The sequence below is a fragment of the Actinoplanes utahensis genome, assembly GCF_016862455.1.
Lineage (GTDB): Bacteria > Actinomycetota > Actinomycetes > Mycobacteriales > Micromonosporaceae > Actinoplanes > Actinoplanes utahensis.
Genome location: NZ_BOMZ01000009.1, coordinates 1 through 19,207, shown reverse-complemented (window position 1 = coordinate 19,207; position 19,207 = coordinate 1). Strand labels below are relative to the sequence as shown.

14 protein-coding genes are annotated in these 19,207 nt (G+C 71.8%); 4 read left to right on the top strand and 10 right to left on the bottom strand.

What is annotated here, in order from left to right; all coding sequences use genetic code 11:
- Position 1: 1 nt before the first annotated feature.
- The 4 genes from Aut01nite_RS02090 to Aut01nite_RS02075 form a co-directional block, all read right to left on the bottom strand.
- Positions 2-3,481: an ATP-binding cassette domain-containing protein gene (locus Aut01nite_RS02090; RefSeq protein WP_043532327.1), complete on the bottom strand. Its 3,480-nt coding sequence runs from the start codon at positions 3,479-3,481 to the stop codon at positions 2-4.
- A gap of 221 nt (positions 3,482-3,702) precedes the next feature.
- A complete protein-coding gene (locus Aut01nite_RS02085; RefSeq protein ID WP_043532329.1) occupies positions 3,703-4,890 on the bottom strand; it encodes a metallophosphoesterase in 1,188 nt (395 codons plus the stop codon).
- A 263-nt stretch (positions 4,891-5,153) separates the two neighbouring features.
- Complete coding sequence (locus Aut01nite_RS02080; RefSeq protein ID WP_043532331.1) at positions 5,154-5,837, bottom strand: nucleoside/nucleotide kinase family protein; 684 nt, start codon at positions 5,835-5,837, stop codon at positions 5,154-5,156.
- A gap of 73 nt (positions 5,838-5,910) precedes the next feature.
- Entirely contained in the window at positions 5,911-6,573 is a 663-nt protein-coding gene (locus Aut01nite_RS02075) for a hypothetical protein (RefSeq protein WP_043532333.1), read from the bottom strand.
- A gap of 261 nt (positions 6,574-6,834) precedes the next feature.
- Here Aut01nite_RS02075 and Aut01nite_RS02070 point away from each other — a divergent pair, with 261 nt between their 5' ends.
- Complete coding sequence (locus Aut01nite_RS02070) at positions 6,835-7,629, top strand: polysaccharide deacetylase family protein (protein WP_161790752.1); 795 nt, start codon at positions 6,835-6,837, stop codon at positions 7,627-7,629.
- Positions 7,626-8,672: a glycoside hydrolase family 26 protein gene (locus Aut01nite_RS02065; protein WP_052164506.1), complete on the top strand. Its 1,047-nt coding sequence runs from the start codon at positions 7,626-7,628 to the stop codon at positions 8,670-8,672. Before Aut01nite_RS02070 ends, Aut01nite_RS02065 begins: the two co-directional genes overlap by 4 nt.
- Here the strand turns inward: Aut01nite_RS02065 and Aut01nite_RS02060 are convergent.
- The 6 genes from Aut01nite_RS02060 to Aut01nite_RS02035 are packed head-to-tail and all read right to left on the bottom strand — an operon-like array spanning position 8,662 to position 16,147.
- Complete coding sequence (locus tag Aut01nite_RS02060; protein ID WP_052164507.1) at positions 8,662-9,744, bottom strand: glycoside hydrolase family 26 protein; 1,083 nt, start codon at positions 9,742-9,744, stop codon at positions 8,662-8,664. The two genes, Aut01nite_RS02065 and Aut01nite_RS02060, sit on opposite strands and share 11 nt — an antisense overlap.
- Before the next feature lie 18 nt (positions 9,745-9,762).
- On the bottom strand, positions 9,763-10,524 hold the full coding sequence (locus tag Aut01nite_RS02055; protein ID WP_043532336.1) for a DUF8471 domain-containing protein: 762 nt from the start codon (positions 10,522-10,524) through the stop codon (positions 9,763-9,765).
- Complete coding sequence (locus tag Aut01nite_RS02050) at positions 10,521-12,893, bottom strand: putative glycosyltransferase family protein (RefSeq protein ID WP_043532337.1); 2,373 nt, start codon at positions 12,891-12,893, stop codon at positions 10,521-10,523. Before Aut01nite_RS02050 ends, Aut01nite_RS02055 begins: the two co-directional genes overlap by 4 nt.
- Before the next feature lie 37 nt (positions 12,894-12,930).
- Positions 12,931-14,229, bottom strand: coding sequence for a glycosyltransferase family 2 protein (locus Aut01nite_RS02045; protein ID WP_043532339.1), 1,299 nt, complete (start codon positions 14,227-14,229; stop codon positions 12,931-12,933).
- Positions 14,226-15,182, bottom strand: coding sequence for a glycosyltransferase family 2 protein (locus Aut01nite_RS02040; protein WP_043532341.1), 957 nt, complete (start codon positions 15,180-15,182; stop codon positions 14,226-14,228). Before Aut01nite_RS02040 ends, Aut01nite_RS02045 begins: the two co-directional genes overlap by 4 nt.
- A gap of 32 nt (positions 15,183-15,214) precedes the next feature.
- Complete coding sequence (locus Aut01nite_RS02035) at positions 15,215-16,147, bottom strand: glycosyltransferase family 2 protein (protein ID WP_328286772.1); 933 nt, start codon at positions 16,145-16,147, stop codon at positions 15,215-15,217.
- 913 nt (positions 16,148-17,060) lie between these two features.
- On the opposite strand from Aut01nite_RS02035, the gene Aut01nite_RS02030 reads away from it, so the two are divergent.
- On the top strand, positions 17,061-17,996 hold the full coding sequence (locus Aut01nite_RS02030; protein WP_043532343.1) for a sulfotransferase family protein: 936 nt from the start codon (positions 17,061-17,063) through the stop codon (positions 17,994-17,996).
- Between the two features lie 126 nt (positions 17,997-18,122).
- Complete coding sequence (locus Aut01nite_RS02025) at positions 18,123-19,034, top strand: glycoside hydrolase family protein (RefSeq protein WP_043532344.1); 912 nt, start codon at positions 18,123-18,125, stop codon at positions 19,032-19,034.
- The last annotated feature ends 173 nt before the right edge of the window (positions 19,035-19,207 follow it).

The following is a 19,207-nucleotide window of genomic DNA, read 5'->3' as shown; positions in this document are numbered from 1 at the left end:
GTCAGCCGGCCAGGTGGCCCCAGCGGTCCGCCAATTCCGCCCAGGTGCCCTGGTCCTCGGCCCGGCCGCCGATCAGGACCAGCACCTTGTCGGCCTGCGCCAGCGCGGCCCGTTTCGACGTCGAGCCGACCACCGTCACCCCGTGTGCGCGCAGCGCCTGCCACAGCGCCAGCTCGGTCGTCACGTCCAGCGCGGACGAGACGTCGTCGGCGATCAGCAGCTCGGTCCGCGGGGCGAGCGCCCGGGCCAGCGCCAGCCGCTGCAACTGACCACCGGACAGCCGGGTGCCCTTGTGCCCGATCAGCAGCTGCAACCCGCCACCGGCCGCGGCCAGGTCGTGCTCCAGCTGCGCCACCGACACCGCGTCGGCCGCGTCGACCTCGTGCCCGAGCTGGATGTTGTCGGCGACCGTCCCGGACAGCACCCGCGGCAGCTGAGCCACGTAGCCGACCTGGTTGGGCCGCAGGAACAACTCCGGCTCGGTCACCGGCTCGCCGTTCCAGCGCAGCTCACCGGTGTGGTGCACGATGCCGGCCAGGGCCCGCAGCAGCGACGACTTGCCGGCCCCGACCGGTCCCAGCACCAGCACCAGCTCACCGCGCTGAACCGTGAGGTCGATGTCGCGTACCCCCAGAGCTCCGTTCTCGTGGACGGCGCTGAAACCGGACAGGTCCAGCGTGCGCAGCGGGTTGCGCGGCGCCGTCGGCGGCGCCGGCGCCGTGCCGGCCGAGATGTCCACCCCGGGGATCTCCGCGGTGTACTCCGCGGTGCCGGTCATCGCGGCGGTCCGGCGGGTCCACACCTTCGCCGACGGGAAGTGCGAGACCAGCGACGCCGTCGTCCACGCGAACCATCGGGCCGCGCCCAGCACCGACACCGCGATCAGCGTCGCCGCCGCGGTCAGGTGCCCGCCCAGGTACATCCACCAGGCCGCGATCGGCAGCAGGCCGCTCACGATCGACGGCGTGGACCGGGCCCACACCTGGATCGCGATCTCCCGGCGCTGCAACTCGCTGCGGGCGGTGTCGAGCCCGGCCAGGTGCTCCAGCACCGGCTCCGTCGCGCCGGCCAGCTTCACCGTGCGTGCCGCCGACAGCGACGACACCAGCGACGTGGCGAACGCCGCCCGGGCCGCCACCGTCCGCCGGGCCGCCTGCTCCAGCCGCGGCCCGAACAGGGTCGCCGCCAGGCCGGACAGCAGCATCGTGCCGAGGAAGAACAGGCCCGGCACCAGCGACTGGGCGAACACCGTCATCGACACCAGGGCGAACAGCGCCACCGTGTTGTCGATCAGGTTGTCGGCGAGCATCACCACCCGCTCGGTGTCGCCGCCCTGCGCGACCACCTCGGCCGGGGTGTGCTTGCTGACCCGGCGCGGGCCGATCTGCCCGTGCAACAGCCGCAGGCTGATCCGCAGCATCTGCCGGACCCACCACTCCGGGAACCAGGCGCCGGTGTAGTACAGCGACGGGATCAGCACCAGCAGCGCGACCGCGATACCGAGCGCCGGGTACATCGGGTCGCCGACGCCGTCGACCACGTTCGCCCAGAGCAGCGGCAGGATCGCGCCGTCGAAGCCGAGCAGCACCAGGAACACGAAGAAGACACAGGCGCCCAGCCCGTACCGGGCGTCGTTCGTCGCCAGGCGGACGATCTCCCGCATGGTGCGGGCCGGTGGCGGCTCCGGCAACTCCGGCGGATCCACCGTGGGCAGCGGGTTCGACAGCGCGTCCGGGCCCAGCTCCTCACGCAGGCCGGAATCCCAGTCCCGTTCGGCGAGCAACACCCCGCCGGACGAGCCGGCCGCCGGCACGGTCAGGTTGCTGCTGGCCATCAGCTCGGCGAAGCGCCGCGACTCGCGCAGCGGCCCGGACTCCAGCACCGCGCCGTCGGCGAGCACCACCACCTCGTCGCAGCGCTGCACCGACGACAGCCGATGCGCCACGATCACCCCGATCCGGCCCTCGAGGAGCCGGTCGGTGGCCCGCTGCACCCACGACTCGGTGACCGGGTCCATCCGGGCGGTGGCCTCGTCCAGAATCACCACCTGCGGGTCGCGGACCAGGATCCGGGCGAATGCCACCAGCTGCTCCTGGCCGGCCGACAACTTGTAACCACCCTCGCCCAGCTTGGTGTCCAGACCGTCCGGCAGCCCCGCCACCCAGGCGGTCAGGCCCAGCTCGTCGAGGGCCGCGCCGGCCCGCGGCAGCAGCGCGGCGTCGAACAGCGCGATGTTCTCCGCGAGCGTGCCGGCCAGGATCTCGGTGCGCTGCGGGACGATCGCCGTCCACCGGCGCAGCGCCTCCACTCCGATGTCGTTGATGTCGGCGCCGCCGAGGAACACCGTGCCGCGCGGCACGTCCACCGCCCGGGTCAGCACCTTGGCCAGAGTGGACTTGCCGGAGCCGGTCCGGCCGATCAGCGCGTAGGAACGGCCACGGGCGAACGTCACGCTGACGTCCCGCAGCGCCGGCGGGCGGCCACTGTCGGCCTCGCCGTACCGGAAGGTCAGATGACGCACCTCCAGGTCACCGTCGGACGGGGGCACGCCCCCGGTCGGCTCCTGCGGCACCTGGCTCAGCAGCTGCACCCGGCCCCAGGCGCCCAGCGCGTTCTGCATCTCCGGCACCATCCGGGTCAGATGCTCCAGGGTGCCGCCGAAACCCAGCGCCAGCAGCCACACCGCGGTCAGCCGGGCCCCGGTGATGTGACCGGCGGACAGCGCCCAGGCGCCGCCGATCACCAGGAAGGCGATCAGCGACCGGGTGATCGAGCCCGCCGCCGTGGTCACCTTGGCGGACTTGCGCCAGACCAGCCGGCCGCGGCGCAGCACCTCGGCCGAACGCAGCGCGTACAGACGGCGGACGTACGGCGCGGCCAGGCTGGTACGCACGTCGTCCTGCCCGTGAATGGCCTCCTCCATCACCGCGGCCAGATCCGACCAGGCCTCCTCCTCGGCGATGCGGATCGGGCCGATCCGCTGGACGGGCTTGTTCATCACCACGAACAGCAGCACACTGACCGCGATCATCGCGATCGCGGCGGGCCACCAGACGAAGAACGTGGCGCCGATCGAGAGGGTGGCCAGCGCCACCGACTGCGCCAGCCGGATGCCGCTGCCGCGCAACTCGGCCCCGACCTGGTAGACGTCGGAGTCGATCCGGTCCAGCATCTCGCCGACCGGGGTGTTCTCCAGGGTGGGGATGTCCTGCCCGAAAGCGACCCGGTTGAGCCGACGGCGGGCCCGGGCGGCCCAGTCGGCGGTCAGCCGGGCGATCACCAGACCCACCGTCACATCGGTGATCACCGAGGCGACCAGTGCCGCCGCGAGCAGCAGGAACAGTGGGTACGAACGGTCGACCAGCACCGGCCCGGCCAGAGCCAGCGCGCCCGCCGATCCCGACGCGCCGACGACGATCAGGAACGCGACGAGCGCGGTGCGACTTCGGCTTGTGGCCCACAGGTCGCTGAGCAGACGCATGAAGGAGTCCTCGGCAGGATAGGGGAAGCGGCGGTGCCCCCATCCTGCTGCGCCCGCCGAGTCCTGCTCAACCGGTTTATTCCCGGCGAACCGCCCACCGGCCCGCGCGCTCCCGATCCGTGCAGCCGGGCCGGCCCGAGCAACACCCAGGCCCGACCGCCTCAGCCTGTGCAACCGCGCCCATGCGCGTTACCGCCGGGCGGTCGTGCCGCGGCGGTGGGTCAGGCTGGTCGGGTGGCTCGGAGCGTCAGCAGGGTGATCTCGCTGGGGGCGAAGATGCGGAACGGCGGGCCCCAGAACCCGGTGCCGCGGCTGGTGTAGAGCTGGGTGCGCTCGGAATGCCGGGACAGGCCCTGCAGGCTCGGCTGGTCGGTGAGGACCAGGTAGTGGAACGGCCACATCTGGCCGCCGTGGGTGTGCCCGGACAGTTGCAGGTCGATGCCGTGGGCGACCGCGTCCTTGATCTGCTGCGGCTGGTGGGCCAGCAGCAGGACCGGCAGGCCGGGGTCGGCGCCGGCCAGCGCGGCCTCGTGGTCGGTGCGGTGGCCGGGCAGACCGGAGCCGCCGGCGGTGCGGTCGTCGACACCGGCCACGACCAGGGAGTCGCCACCGCGGGTCACCACGATGTGCCGGTTGTGCAGGGTCTCCCAGCCGAGCTGCTCCATGTGCTCGACCCAGCCCTGAGCGCCGCTGTGATACTCGTGGTTGCCGGTCACGTAGACGCGGGCGAAACGGGCGCGGATGTCGGCGAGCGGCGCGGCCATCTCGAGCCGCTGCTCCACCAGGCCGTCGGCGATGTCACCGGTGTGCGCGACGATGTCGGCGTCGAGCGAGTTGACCACCTCGGTGACGCCGCGCGACCAGCGGGCCCGGTTGATCGGGCCGTAATGGGTGTCGGTGATCAGCGCCACCCGCAGCCCGTCCAGCCCGGGACCGAGCCGGGGGATGGTGACGTCGACCTCACGGACCCGGGACACGCGCATCGCCTCGTGGTGGCCCCAGGCCAGCAGCCCGGCGGACACCACCACGACGAACGCCGTGACGAGGCGGGACCGGAGCGGGTCGTCGACGCCCAGCGCCAGCAGCACCAGGCCGGCGGCCTGCCCGATCAGCGACCAGACGAAGAGGACCCAGACCACGCCGAGCAGGGTGTCGGCGATCCGGGACTCGCGGTCGCGGTGGCCGCCGTGACCGCGGAACATCAGCCAGGGGAACCCGGCCGCCAGCACCAGGAACACCAGGGACCCGCCGGCGAGGAGCACCGGTGGCCAGTCGTTGCCCGACCACACCAGCGTCGCCCACGGCACCCCGAACAGCAGCGCGATCACCGCGACCAGAATGACGCCGAACCGCGCGAACCTCGGCCCGCGTCTGCGCGGCTCCGACTCGACCGCCTCACCCACCGACATGAGGGCAAGCATGCCACTCGGGTACGACGAAACCGCCGCCTGTGCCCTCCGTCACGACTCAGCCCGCTCTCCGCCGGCAGCGAAGCCGGGGTGACCGGGACGGGCATGCATGAGTGGCACCCGGGGGCGGTCGTGAGGGGACGCCTGCCGTGGCCGCCGCGGGTCACGGGACGCTGTGTGGCCCGTACCAGAACGTGGTGTGCGAGAACCTCCGCGGAGCGGAGGCGGACGACCGCCGTAGCGGTGGCAGGGCCAGGGCGGGGCTAGAGGCTGGGATCGGGACTGGCTCCGAGCTGCCGGACCAGGTCGGAGTCGATGATCAGGTCGGCACGGTCGCGGGTCGCGGCGATCAGCGTCGCGTTGCGCTCGTCGGTGCCGTTCGCCCAGCTCTCCGCCGCCGCCCGCTCCTTGCCGAACCGGACGTGCCGCTCGACCAGCCGCCGCAGTCGTTCGCCCGGTTCCAGGTCGGTGTACCAGACCTCGGTCAGCAGTTCCCGCACCGGCGTCCACCGCGGATCGTCCAGCAGCAGGTAGTTGCCCTCGGTGACGATCAGCCGGGCGGTCGGCGGCACCCCGATGCTGCCGGCGATCGGTTGTTCGAGGACGCGTTCGAATCCCGGCGCGTACACGATCTCGTCCCGGTCCTCGTGCAGCCGCCGTAGCAGGGCCGCGTATCCCCATGCGTCGAACGTCTCCGGCGCGCCTTTGCGGTCGCGGAGCCCGAGACGGGTGAGCTCCACGTCCGCCAGGTGGTATCCGTCCATCGGCACGTGTGCCACCCAGTCCGGGCCGTGGCCCGGCGGGGGTGCCGCGGCCAGCGCCGTGACGAGTTCGGCGGCGAGGGTCGTCTTGCCCGCCGCCGGAGGCCCGGCGATGCCGAGCACCGCGCGCCGCCCACCGGTCAGTCCCCGGGCGCGGGCCACGAGGTCACCGAACGTGTACGTCATGGGCCGAACCTATCGGTATCCCGGGGACTGCCACGGCGCGCCTTCGGTGGCCCGTACCGGAGAAGGCCGGGGATCAGGGGAGGACGCGCAGGCCCAGGCGGAGACCGGTGACACCGGCGGGGGAGAGGGGCCGCGCCGTGGCGCGGGAGAGGTCGGTGCGGACCGCCTCCGGGAGCTCGTCGCCGAGCGCGCACAGCACCGGGTACAGGTCGAGCACCTGCCGGTGGCTGAGCGCGCCCACTCCGATGAGCAGGCCGTTCATGGCGGTCGGGCTCTGCGCGAGGCTGAGGCAGAGCTCCTGGCGCCAGACCGGGTCGTGGACGTGGTCGGGGAACTCGCGGGCGATCCGGTTGCCGGCGGGCGCGCGCGGGCCGCCGAGGGTGGTCGGGCGGAAGCGCGCGACCGACGGGGCGAGCCGGCAGGCGATGCCGAGGCGGCGGGCCAGTTGCGGCACGGTGAGCACGTCGAGGCCGGAGGCGCAGCGTTCGCAGAGGCGTTCGTAGGTCTGGGCGTGGATCACGGACGCGGGTCGCTGGCAGGCGCCGTCGAGGCCGCAGATGGGGTCGAGGATCACCTCGGTGAGGGTGCCCTCGTGGTCGAAGCGCCCGACGGCGAAGTAGGTCGCCGGGGCGGTGCGGTAGTGGGCCAGCGCGGCACGGGCGCTGACGTATCCGTCGGGGTCGACGCCGATGCGTGGAACACCGGCTTCGGTGTGCAGCTGGATGAGGCGGAACATGGTGCGCGCTCCCGGGGTTAGAGCGGTTCTCGGTGTCTCCCTCGGGTACGTCCCCGGCGAGACTTCGGTTCACATATCACTTTGAGTGACGGTATAGTGACCATGTTTACGCTGGCCGGAGACTTGAAGGGCCTCGGACGTTACTCCCTGTAGTGCGAAATGGCCAGAGGTACGGTCCGAACGTCCGAGCCGCCATGATCGCCTCGACGGGTAGCGTTCGCCGCCGGACGCAGGATGAGAGTGGTGGGGGGAGAACGCACGGTGACCTGGACTACGCTGCCGGCGCTGATGTATCACTCGGTCTCCGCGGTCGGCGGTCCGCTGCGTGATCTCGCCGTGCCGCCGGAGCGCCTGGCCGAGCAGCTGGCCGCGCTGTCCGGCGCCGGTTACCGGCTCGTCGGACTCACCGAGGCGCTCGATCTGCTGGCCGCCGGCTCCGCCGGGAAGATGGTGGCGGTCACCTTCGACGACGGCTACCGCGACTTCCTCACCCACGGTGTCCCCGCCCTGCGGCAGGCCGGCGCCGGCGCCACCCTGTACGCCTCGGTCGGTCACCTCGGCGGCCACGCCGGGTGGCTCGGCCGGTGGTCGCCCGACTTCGGCCCGATGCTCACCTGGTCCGAGCTGGACGAGGTGGCCGCCGCCGGCATCGAGATCGGCAACCACAGCCTGATCCACCACCCGCTCGACGTGCTCACCGCGGCCCAGCTGCGCGCGGAGGTGGTCAGCAGCCACGACCAGCTGGAGCAGCGGTTGCAGCGCAGGGTGCGGTCGTTCGCGTACCCGCACGGCTACAACAGCGCCCGGGTCCGCCGGGTGGTCGAGGCGTCCGGTCACGACAACGCCACCGAGGTGGGCCGCCGGCTGCACACCCCGGCCGAGAAGCGGTTCGCGGTGCCCCGGTTCCAGCCGACCCCCGATCACACCGGCGCCGACCTGGTCCGCCTGGTCGAGGGCGCCGGCTCCGCGCTGCCGGCGCGGCTCAGGCAGTACGCCCAGCCGGGCTGGCGGATGGTCCGCAAGCTCGCCCGCAAGGCCGGCCGGAACCTGACATGAGCGACGCGGGGATCAGCCGCCGCGGCCTGCTCGGACTGGCCGGTCTCGGCGGGGCCGCGGCCGCGGGCGCGTTCGGCGTCTGGAAGGCCGCCGTGCAGGAGCCGTCCGTGCCGGTCGAGGCCGTCGACCCGGTCGAGCCGACGCCCCCGCCGGCGCCGAGCGGCACCCCGGCGCCGTTCGCCGACGCGACAGGGGACCTCGGCGGGACCGTGCCGTTCGTCGCGGGCAAGGCGATGCTCGGCTCATATCTCGATCTCTCGGAGATGTCGTACCCCGAAGCGGTCCGGCTCCGCCGGCGGCAGCTCGGCCGGGACCAGCGCATCACGCACGTCTTCTACGCCTGGCCGGACACCCTGCCCTCGTCGATCAAGGGCATGCCGGAGGACTCGATCCCGATGGTGTCCTGGCGCGGCCCGAAGTACCGGAAGATCCTCGACGGTGGCTCGGACGAGCTCATCGCCCGCGCGGCCCGGCGGCTCAAGGCCTGGAACCGGCCGGTGTTCCTGCGCTGGGGCTGGGAGATGAACGGCTTCTGGTACGACTGGGGCGGCTCCCGCAACGACAGGAAGCCCGACGGCTACGTCACGTGCTTCCGGCGCCTGCGGAGGATCTTCGACGCGGAGGGCGCCGACAACATCTCCTGGGTGTGGAGCCCGAACTGGAACAACCAGCCCAACGAGCCGTGGAACCGGCTGGTCGACTACTACCCCGGCGACGAGTACGTCGACTGGGTGGGCGTCTCCGGCTACAACGTCGGCAAGGAGCGGGTGGCCCGGCTGTTCGATCCGATCTACGGCAGGTACGCGTCCCGCAAGCCCCTCATGATCAGCGAGGTGGGCTCGAAGGACCACGGCGGCAGCACCAAGGCCGACTGGATCGGGGAGTTCCACGCGTACGTGGAGCAGCGCCCGGCCATCGGGGCGGTGGTGTGGTTCGACACCGACACGCACCCGCACTACCCGGAGAAGTGGCGCTTCGACACCTCGAAGGAGTCCACCGCCGCGTTCACGGCGATGGCCCGCAGCGCGCGCCTCAGCGGCTGAACAGTTCCTTGTAGACGTCCGACGACCCGGTGTTCGGCAGGCACTCCGGGTCGTTCGGGCGCAGGATCGCCGACTGCGAGAACGTGCCGTCGCACCGCTGGAAGTACGCCTCGTAGACCAGGTGCTCGGCGTGCTCGGTGAACCAGGCGTGCATCCAGCGGATGAAGTCCGGGTTGTCCCGGCCGGCGTCCCCGGTCGGCATGACACCCCACTCGCCGACCGAGAACTCCTTGCCATGGGTACGGGCGAACTCGTACAGCCAGTTCAGACCCTCCGGGGCGTCCGCCGTCCGGTCGAAGTCGGCCTTCGTCGGCGACCACGGGTGGTGGTCGTAGTTGTCGATGCCGATGATGTCGACGTACTCGTCGCCGGGGTAGCAGTTGGTGCTCAGGCCGCCGCACAGGTCGGCCGGCGTGTTGTGCGCGTTGATCGTCCAGTCCAGCACCACCTGCGGGTTCGCGGCCCGGATCGCGGTGGCGGCGGACCGGTAGCAGGCGATGTAGGCGGCCGTGTCCAGCCCGCGCCAGGCCATCGACCCCTCGTTCATCTCCCAGCCCAGCCGCACGATCGAGTCGCCCCGCCCGTTCGCGACCATCAGCGCGCCGAAGTCGCGCCAGTGCTGGTCGTAGTCGCCCGCGGCGCAGGCCGCCATCAGGTTCTCGCCCTTGTCGGGGACCAGCGCCTGGGAGATCACCAGCAGGCCGTCGAAGTCGGCGAAGTACTCGAACACCCAGCCGGATCCGCGGGTCATCGAGTCGTAGGTGGTGCGGTCGGTGTAGGTCTGGGCGACGTCGCAGGGGCGGCCCCGGGCGGCGCAGAACTCGGTGACCGAGGCCGTGTCGAGCCGGGGGAATCCGTTGACGCCGGAGAGCCAGCCGGTCTTCTTCGTGGCCGGGGGAGCGGCGGAGTTCGGCGCGGTCGTGGCCGGGGGAACGGCGGAGGGCGGCGTGGCCGAGGGGTCGTCGGCGGGGTTGACCGTGATGGCGATGGAGATGCCGAGGGCGAGAGTGGCGACCCCGGCGACGGCCAGCCAGAGGCGGCCGCGCCGAGGCGCGCCGGGAATTTCCGACATTGGCGTTCTCCGTGGGACTTACTGGGCGTCGGCAGCGATGATCAGGGTACGGAACGCGCCCGTCTCCCCGCCGCGGAAAAGGTTCACGGTGACCCGCTCGTCGCCCGGAACGGTGAGCCGCCCGGTCCAGTCCCCGCCGGTGTCCGGCGTGATGGCCTGCCTGCTGATCTCGACACCCTCGTCGCCGGTCAGCACCATCGACCACGGTCCGGCCGACGAGGCCAGCCCGGTCGCGCTGATCTGCACGGTCCGGGCGCCGTCGGCGCCGGCCGGGCCGGGCGGTTCCGCCGACAGCGTGCTGACCCGGATGTCGTAGGTGCCGACCGAGTCCGCGTACGACCACACCCCGGCGCCGGCCAGCAGCAGCACCGCCAGGGTCAGCGGCAGCACGTCACGGATCAGCCGGTCCTGGCTGATCCGGAACCGGATCCGCCCGGTCTCCTCCGGATCCTTCGCGTGCCGGTAGAACGCCACCCCGATCGCGATCAGCGTGACCACCGCGCAGAGCAGCGTCCAGCCGGCCCGGTTCAGGTGCCCACCGGCCGCCCACAGCCCCAGCCCGCCGAGCACCAGGACGGCGAGGCTGAGCGAGGGCACCAGCACCGACCGTTCCACCATGCCGATCTCGCGCCGGAACATCGCCGCCGTGATGGCGTACCCGGGCAGCACGAACGCCAGCAGCAGACCGGCCGGCGCCGCGACGGCGAGGGGGCCGAACCCGGCGGCGACCGACGCGACGACGGTCAGGCCGGCCAGGACTCCGGCGCGCACCGGGTTCACGACGCCCCCAACCGGTAGATCCGGACGTTGCCGTTGTCGTAGAGCCGCGAGATCGAGCCGGTGGTGTCGAACTTGCCGAGCTGGGCGTCGCTGAGCGGCTCGGTGATCCGCCCGGCCATCGGGTCGCCCTGGAAGTACGCGCCGTCCATCGGCAGCAGTTCGCCCAGGCGCCGGTCCACCACCAGGTAATCGAGGGCCAGCTGCCGGGCCGTCTCCTCCTCGGCGTCGCCCCACGACGTCGCCCAGTACAGGTCGCCGACCTCACGGACCGGGTCGATCCGCCCGTACGTTGAGGACAGCGCCACCGCCGTGATGTCGCCGCCGACCCGTGACTCGCGTGGCAGGTGCCGGTCCTGCCAGCGGGCGGCGTCGACGCCGTACGCGTCCACCGACCGCTCGTAGGCGGCCGGGATGTACGGCCCCGGCAGCAGCGCCGACACCGGCGGCCAGCCCCCGGTCCGTGCGCCGACCATCAGCAGCGTGATCAGCGTGGTGCCGATGTACACCTGCCCGGCCAGTCGCCGCCCGGTGGTGACCGCGACGCCCGGCGGCGGCGGGGACAGCCAGCGGCGACCGTGGGAGTCCTTCGGCGGGACGACCGGCACCGCGTGCACGATCGCGATCGCCGCGATGATCGACATCGGGACGTACGTGAACGTGGAGAGCCGTCCGGCGATCTCCGGGCCGCCCGAACCGAGGAACCGGGCGCCGTTGCCGGCGAAGAACACCGCGCCGCCGACCAGGGCCGCCCAGCGCCAGGCGTCCCGGTCCCGGCGCAGGATCATGTCCCGGGCCACCGCCAGGAACAGCACCAGCAGGCCGAGGATGCCCAGACCCTGCACCGCCAGCTGCACCAGCGGCACCGGCTTGGCCGCGCCGGCCTCCGCGGCGGCCGCGGCCCCGCCGAACATCTGATGGAGCGCGGCGGCGAGCCGCTGCACCGGCGCTTCCAGGTAGCCGATGACGTCCTGGGCCACGAACCCGATCCAGCAGCAGACCACGGCCAGCGCCAGAGCCGGCACGGTGAGCGTGGCCCAGGGCCGCGGCCGGTCCAGCGCCAGCTCGGTGAGCGACAGCAGCAGCAGGGTCCCGACCAGGGCGAACGCGGTCACGTGGTGGCTGACCGTGGTCATCGTGATGCCGACCGCGGCGAGCGCGAGGAACCGGTTCGCGCCGCCGGTCCGCCAGCGCCGGTGCGCCCACACCGTCAGCATGAAGAACGGCAGGGCGGCGGTGGCGTACAGGAACATCGAATTGAAGAAGAGGTAGTGCATGGCCGTCGCGTAGGTCACGCAGGCCACCCCGGCCATCGCCGGGGAGTCGCTGGCCCGCAGCACCGCCGCGAACAGCCAGCCCACGAAGATCAGGTGGGCGACCCCGGCCACGATGGTGCCGGCCGCGGTCACCGGCAGCCCGGTGAGCAGCGACAACCCGGCGCCCATCTCGGCCAGGCCGGGGAAGTGCACGGCCGGGGGCAGCGCGTTGTTCTGCCGGAACAGCTCGCCGGACTCGGTGATCAGGGTGGTGGCCAGCCAGTGCTGCAGCTCGTCGGGGAACCGGAACTGGTCCGGGCTGTACATCCACTTCAGCATGTACTGGTTGGTGGCCAGGCCCATCACCAGCACGAACGACTCGGCGACCCCGGCCAGCCGGCTGAGCAGCCGGAACACCACGGGGGAGAAGACGATGACCTGACCGATCCAGTACGCGGCCATGGCCCAGGACGCCTCGTGGCGGCCGCCCGCGTAGGCGAGCGCCACCAGCACCACGCCGAGGCTGGACAGAGCCAGCACCCAGGGCGCCCAGCCCAGGGCGAAGCGTTCCCGCGGTTCCGGCTCCGGCGCGGCGGCGGGCAGCCGGATGAGGACGGTCTCCTCGACCGGGGCCGTCTTCTTCTTCGCCGGCGCCTGCGGCAGCCGGATGACGATGGTGTCCTCGGCCGCCCGCTTGCGCGCGGTGGTCAGCGCCTGGGTGCTGGTGACGTCGGCGCTGCCGCTCCTCGGCCCGCCGGGCAGCCGGATGATGACCGTGTCGTCACCCGCGGTCCTCTTCTTCGACCCGCCCTTGGGCCCGCCGGGGACCCGGATGATGACCGTGTCGTCGCCGGCGGGCCTCCGCTTCGTGACGGGGGCCCGGATGATCACCGTGTCGTCGGCCGGGGCCTTCGTGATCACGACCGTCTCGTCCGATCCGGCCTTCGTGATCACGACCGTCGGGTCCGGCGCGGCCTTGTCGTCCAGGACCGTCTCACCGGGCGCGGCCTTGTCGATCACGACCGTCTCATCCGGTGAGGCCGCCTTGATGACGACCGTCTCGGCGGCCGTCTCCTCCGGCGTCCGTTTCCGGCCGGACGTCGGCTGGTCCCCCATGAGAAGAGCCTCCACAGCAGGTCAGAGCGTTACGTCTTCAGCGGGAGGCGCGCAGTTTCGCCCGGGCGGCGCGCCGCCCCCGCAGGTACGCGCCCGGTCCGGCAATCATCCCCCGCCGGTTGGCCGTGAGCAGGTCACGTGGGAAATCGTCCTGCAGAGTCGACACCCGCAGGCTGTCCGATCCGGTCAGGTCGCGCAGCGCGGTCGGCGCCAGCTTGATCAGCGGCCAGAGCAGTCCCGGCCGGCCCAGAACCAGGCTCGTGTACGCGGCGGTCAGTCCCGTCCCGTACCCCACCATCTGCTTGTGCAGGCCCGCGAAGTCGCGCCGGTGGTAGTGGTGCGTCACCGCGGTCGGCTGGTACACGATCGTCCCGCCGGCCAGCAGCACCTTGGTGAAGGCCAGGGTGTCCTCGGAGCCCATCGCCGGGGTGCCGGCGCCGAGCGCGTTGTCCCAGCCGCCGATCCGGGCGATCACGCCGGGCCGGAAGGTCATGTTCGCCCCGGTGCCGAACGGCGGCAGCGGGTAGAGCGGGCTCTGCCGGTGCGCGGTGTGCGGGCCGAACGTGTCCGGCGTGAACCCGCGCCCCTTGCTGTGCCCGCCGAACTGCTCGAACCAGATCTGCGCCCGGGTCTCCAGCTCGGCCGGGACGATCACGCCGGAGACGACGTCGGCGTCCGGGTTCTCCACCAGCGCCCGGGCCACCTCGGCCAGCCAGTACCGGTCGGCGAGCTCGTCGTCGTCGATCCAGGCGACGATCTCGCCACGGGTCGCCGCCTCGGCGGTGTTCCGGGCGAACGACAGCCCCGCCGTGGGCTCCCGGAGGTAGTCGACCGGGCCGCGGCGGGCCGCCGACCGGGCCACCTCGGCGGTCGCGTCGGTCACCGGGGCGTTGTCCACCACCAGGATCCGGGCCGGCGGGTAGACCTGGGTGAGCAGGCTGTCCAGACAGCGGGCGAGCGCGCCCGGCCGCTCCCGGGTGCAGACCACCACGGTGATGTCGGGCGCGGCGGCGAGCGCCGCGCGCCGGCCCGCGAGGAAGGCCGGCTCGCCGCCCCCGGCCGCCGCCGCCAGCCGCGGGCGGACCAGATGGCCCAGCTCCGCGTCGATCGCGGCGGCCAGGTCGCCCGGGGCGAGACCCCGTTCCGGCACGTCGACGAGGATGGTGCCGAGCGGTTCGGTGAACACCCGGACCAGCGCCCACGCTTGCTGGACCCGGCGGCCGTCCGGTGCGATCGCGCCGACCGGCGGCAGCGCCCCGGACATCTCCAGGTCGAGGACGACGGCGGGCAGGACGTCGCTCTCCGCGTCGAGCTGCGGGGGGACAGTCGCGGTCACGGGGCAACCTCTACGGGGGTACGGCGGCCGGGCCGCCGGGAGCTGACGGTCTCGACGACGCCACCGAGACCGGCGGCGGCGACTCCGGCGACCACGCCGCCGGACCGCAGGAAGTTGTCGGCGCCCCGGCCGGTCAGGCCGGCGCCGAGGTAGCGGAACATCGCCTTGGGCAGCGACCACAGGTAGTTCCGCTCGGCGCCCAGCGCGTCGTTCTCGTGCAGGCCGGCCATCTGGACCTTGCCGCGGCCCTCGGCGTAGCAGCGCCGCACGAAGAACCCGAAGCCGGCCCGTTCCCGCGGGACCTCGTGCTGGATGACGGCGCTCGGCACGTACATCCACCGGCCGCCGCTGACCTGGCTCATCCGCAGGCAGAGGTCGGTGTCCTCGGGCCGGTTGCGGGAGCCGAGCTTGCCGAAGCCGACCCGGAAGCCCTCGGCCGCCTCGAACACGTCCTTGCGGACGATCATGTTGGCCGACCACACGTTGCGGATGGGCGCGGTCCGGGTGGGCATGCCGGCGTACGAGCCACCGACCGCCCAGAGGAACTCCGCGGGCATCCACTTCGGAGCCGGGCCCTCCCAGGCCGGCTCGATCGCGCCGCCGGTGCCGATCACGGACGGGTCGGCGAACGGCTCGATCTGCCGGGCCAGCCAGTGCCGGTCGGCGATGATGTCGTCGTCCAGGAACGCGATCAGCGGCGTCCTCGCGTGGAAGGCGCCGGTGTTGCGGTTGCCGGAGACACCCTGGGCGTACGCGTTGCGCAGCACCGTGACGCCGGGCAGCTCACGCTGGATGCGCTCGTACATCGCCGGGTTGTGGTCGACCACCACGACGATCTCTTCGGGGGTGTGCGTCTGGGCGCGCGCCGACGCCAGGGTCCGGGTGAGGTAATCCCACCGGACCTCGGAGTAGGTCGGGATGACGATCGTCGTGGCGAGGGGGGTGTGGTTCACGAGGGGAGTGCTCCTGGGGGCGGAAGGGGCGCTCAGTCGGCGGAGGGGCCGCTGCGAAGCTTGTTGATGTCCTGGGTGGGCCGGCCGCCGAGGTCGTCCAGCTCCCGGGCACGGATCTTGTTGATGTCGTCGGTGCGGCGGGCGCGGTTCAGGTGGCCGCCGTCCCGGCGGGGGTCGGCCGCGTGCCGCGGCGGGACCGGGTTGAGGCCGCGGGCCGGTCCGACCTGGAGGCCCTCGACGAACGGGCGCAGGCCGGCGCCCCGGCGGCGCCGCATCCGGCCGTACTCGCTGAAGATGGTGCGGAGCACGCGGAAGCCGTCACGGAAGGTGTTGAGGTTGCTCTCGCCGTGGATCCGCTCGTGCTCGGTGCTGCCGACCTCGCCGACCTTCAGCTTCTCCGCGACCGCGCGGATGTTGATCATCGTTTCGATCTCGAAACCGTCGCCCCAGAGCTTCCGGCCGTCCGACGGGCGGGGGAGCTTCACGTCCGGCAGGTCCAGGGCCGGCACGACCGCGCGCCAGAAGGCGTTGTAGCCGTAGCACAGGTCGGTGAAGTGCGTCCGGAACAGGACGTTCACCACCAGGTTGAGGCCGTCGTTGCCGAGCTTGCGCAGCCGGGTGATGTCGTGGCTGTGGCCGCCGTGGCTGAACCGGGAGCCCTTCACGAAGTGGTCGCCGTTGATCAGCTTGTTCACGAACAGCGGGATCTCGGCCGGGTCGGTCGAGCCGTCGGCGTCGATCATCACGATGATGTCGCCGGTGCAGGCGGCGAAACCGCAGGCCAGCGCGTTGCCCTTGCCCTTGCGGGTCTGCTGCACGATCACCGCGTCCGGGCGGAGCCGGCGGGCCACCTCGACGGTCCGGTCCTTCGACCCGCCGTCGACCACGATGACCTCCGTGATCATCGCGGGGAGCTTCGCGAACACGTGCGGCAGATTCCGCTCCTCGTTCAGCGTCGGGATCACCACGCTCACTGTCGGTGACTGAGGGCGATTACTGTCAGTGTTCGGATTCAAGTGCGAAAGCTCCATGTCGGTCCCTTCCGGGGGCGGCAATACGACTCTGTTACGCGATTTCCGGAGCGGGATCGCGGAGCCGCTCGCTTCAGGCAATCAACCTAGCAACGGATTACGTAGCGTCAACAGTTCAAGAGGACAGTTCAGATCACAGCCGAATTAAAGACGCAGCTCGCAGTATGTGTATGGAACACGCTCCCACGCGTTCCCGCGCGATCAAGGCCACATTCGTTACGTTGCGTAACGGTCAACCGGGCAGAATCGGGCCAGGTGACGGGGACTCCGGCAAATGCAGAAGGCGACAGTCGATCATGACAAATGTGGACAAGTTCCTTTATTGCACTGCGTGTTCGCCACATTTACGGTCTGTCATTCGCGCATCGCCTCAGTGTCAGTGCGTGATCACGATCGGTGGGCGTTACCATCGATCCGTGAGAACGCGGATGCAGCCGTCGGTGACCCGGATGCCGGTGCGGCGATGACGGAGAGAAACGGACAGTGCCGCTGCGGACATCCGTTCGAGGCACACGAGCACTACCGGTCCGGGACGGAATGCGCCCTTTGCGAGGCGGGCCGCTGTCCCCGGTTCCGGCCCGCCGAGGCCTGGTGGCGGCGTCTGATCAAACCTCGGCCGAACGGTTGACGACGATTCCCCCGGCGTGCTGACGGATCGGGGGATCGGTGATCGACTGAAACGGCCGGGTGCCAGAAACGGCCACCGGCCGGTTCGCTCCTTCTTCCCGGGCCGTGCGGCCCGGAACGGGCATCGGGTCGGGAACGGGGCGTCCGCCAGGTGAGCAGACGGCTGCGAAATCCTAGTGGATCTGTAGGCTAAGCTCACTTTGAGCCGAGGGAGATCCCCATGTCACTTCCCGACTTTCTGATCGCGGGCGTGCCCAAAGCCGGCACCACAGCCCTGCACGCCGCGCTGGTCGGGCACCCCGAGCTGTTCCTGCCGCCGGTCAAGGAGCCGAAGTTCTTCCTCTCCGACGGCCCGCCGCCGACCGTGGGCGGCCCCGGCGACGTGCAGACGTACCAGGAGCACATCTGGCGGCGGCCGGAGTACGAGAAGCTGTTCACGCCGGCCCCGCCCGGCGCCCGCAAGGGCGAGGCCACCCCGTTCTACCTGTACGACCTGAAGTCCCACGACCGGATCAGGAACCTGATCCCGGACGTCAAGCTGATCATCCTGCTCCGCGACCCGGTCGACCGCGCCCACTCCAACTGGACCCACCTGTGGGTGGCCGGTCTCGAGGAGGAGGCCGACTTCCTCGCCGCCTGCCGGGCCGAGGAGTCCCGCAAGGCGCGGCAGTGGGCCGACTTCTGGCACTACATCGGACTCGGCCTCTACGGCAAGCAGCTTCAGCACCTCTTTGAACGCTTCTCCCGCGAGCAGGTGCTTCTGTTACGCTACCGCGACCTCAAGGACCGGCCGGCCGAGACTCTGGACCGGGTCTGCGCCTTCCTCGGTGTGCGGACCGGTGTGCTCACGTCGATCCCGAGGGAGAACGTGAACCGGCACTACGTCGAGGACAACGGGCTCAACCGGGTGCTGCGCGGCCTGCTCCGGGCCGGTGGCGACGTCGGGCACCACTTCCCGGTGCCGTTGCGGCTGGCCGCCCGCGGCCCGCTGCTCACCCTGCTGCACCGCAAGAAGGGCAACCGTCCGGTGACGACACCGGAGGAGCGGGCCGCCCTGCTGCCGTACTTCGCCGACGACATCGCCCTGCTCCAGGACGTCACCGGCCAACGGTACGACGACTGGCTGAGCCTGGACCGACACGCCAGGACCGCGTAAAGCCCACAATTCCCATAGATGTAGCACACTTGACGGGTCCAAGGCCGGCTGGTTCTCCGTGCCGCCTCCCCGACCGGGAGACGGCAGGGAGAACCAGCCGGATCACCACCGCCGAAGGGAGCCGCTTTGAGCACCGGAACCACCACCCTGCCACTGCCAGGCTGGGAGGAGTCCACCGTGGTGGTGGAACCGCCGGGCACCGAGCCGGGAGCCTGGTCCGGCGCCCCCAGCACGGTCCACGCCGACGGCCACATCTACCTGGCGTACCGGCTGCGACTGCCGATCGGCGCCGGCCGCGGCATCGCCAACGTGGTGGCCCGCTCGGCGGACGGCCTCAGCTTCACGGTGGTGGCCGAGATCGGCAAGGACCGCTTCGGCGCCGAGTCCCTCGAACGGCCCGCGCTCGTCCGCACGCCGGAGGGCCGGTGGCGGCTCTACGTCAGCGCCGCCACCCCCGGCACCAAGCACTGGCGAGTCGACCTGCTCGAGGCCGACACGCCGGAGGGCCTGGAGAACGCGCCGGCCCGCACCGTCCTGGCCGGCGACGAGACCGTCGGCGTCAAGGACCCGGTGCTGCACCACGACGAGCACGGCTGGCACCTGTGGGCGTCGGTGCACCCCCTCGAATCGTGGGACGACGCCGACCGGATGACCACCGAGTACGCGACCAGCCCCGACGGCGTGCACTGGACCTGGGTGCGGACCGCCCTCGCCGGCCGGGCGCGGGAGTGGGACGCCCGCGGCGTGCGGATCTCCTCCGTGGTGGTCGAGGGCGACCGGATCACCGCCTCCTACGACGGCCGCGCCACCGCCGGCGAGAACTGGGAGGAACGCACCGGGCTGGCCCACGGGGTGCGCCTGCCGGACGGCACGTTCGGTCCGCTCACCGCCGAGGAGCGGGAGCCGCTGGGCAGCCCGCACGAGCCGCACGGCCTGCGGTACCTCAGCCTGGTCGCGCTGCCGGACGGGCGGCAGCGCCTGTACTACGAGGCGACCCGTGCGGACGGGGCGCACGACCTGCGTACCGAGCTGTTCTGAGTCCCGGTTGCGCAGGGTGATCGATAGCGGTCGGGCCGGCGAACAGTGAGAGCGTGATCACCTCCGCCGGGGGGCGCTATGGCCCCCTGATCCACATGCCCTAACGTCGTCTGCGGCGTCAGGTGCACTCGGAAAACCGGGCCACTGCCGATGGCGGGGCCGGTCCCACAAGG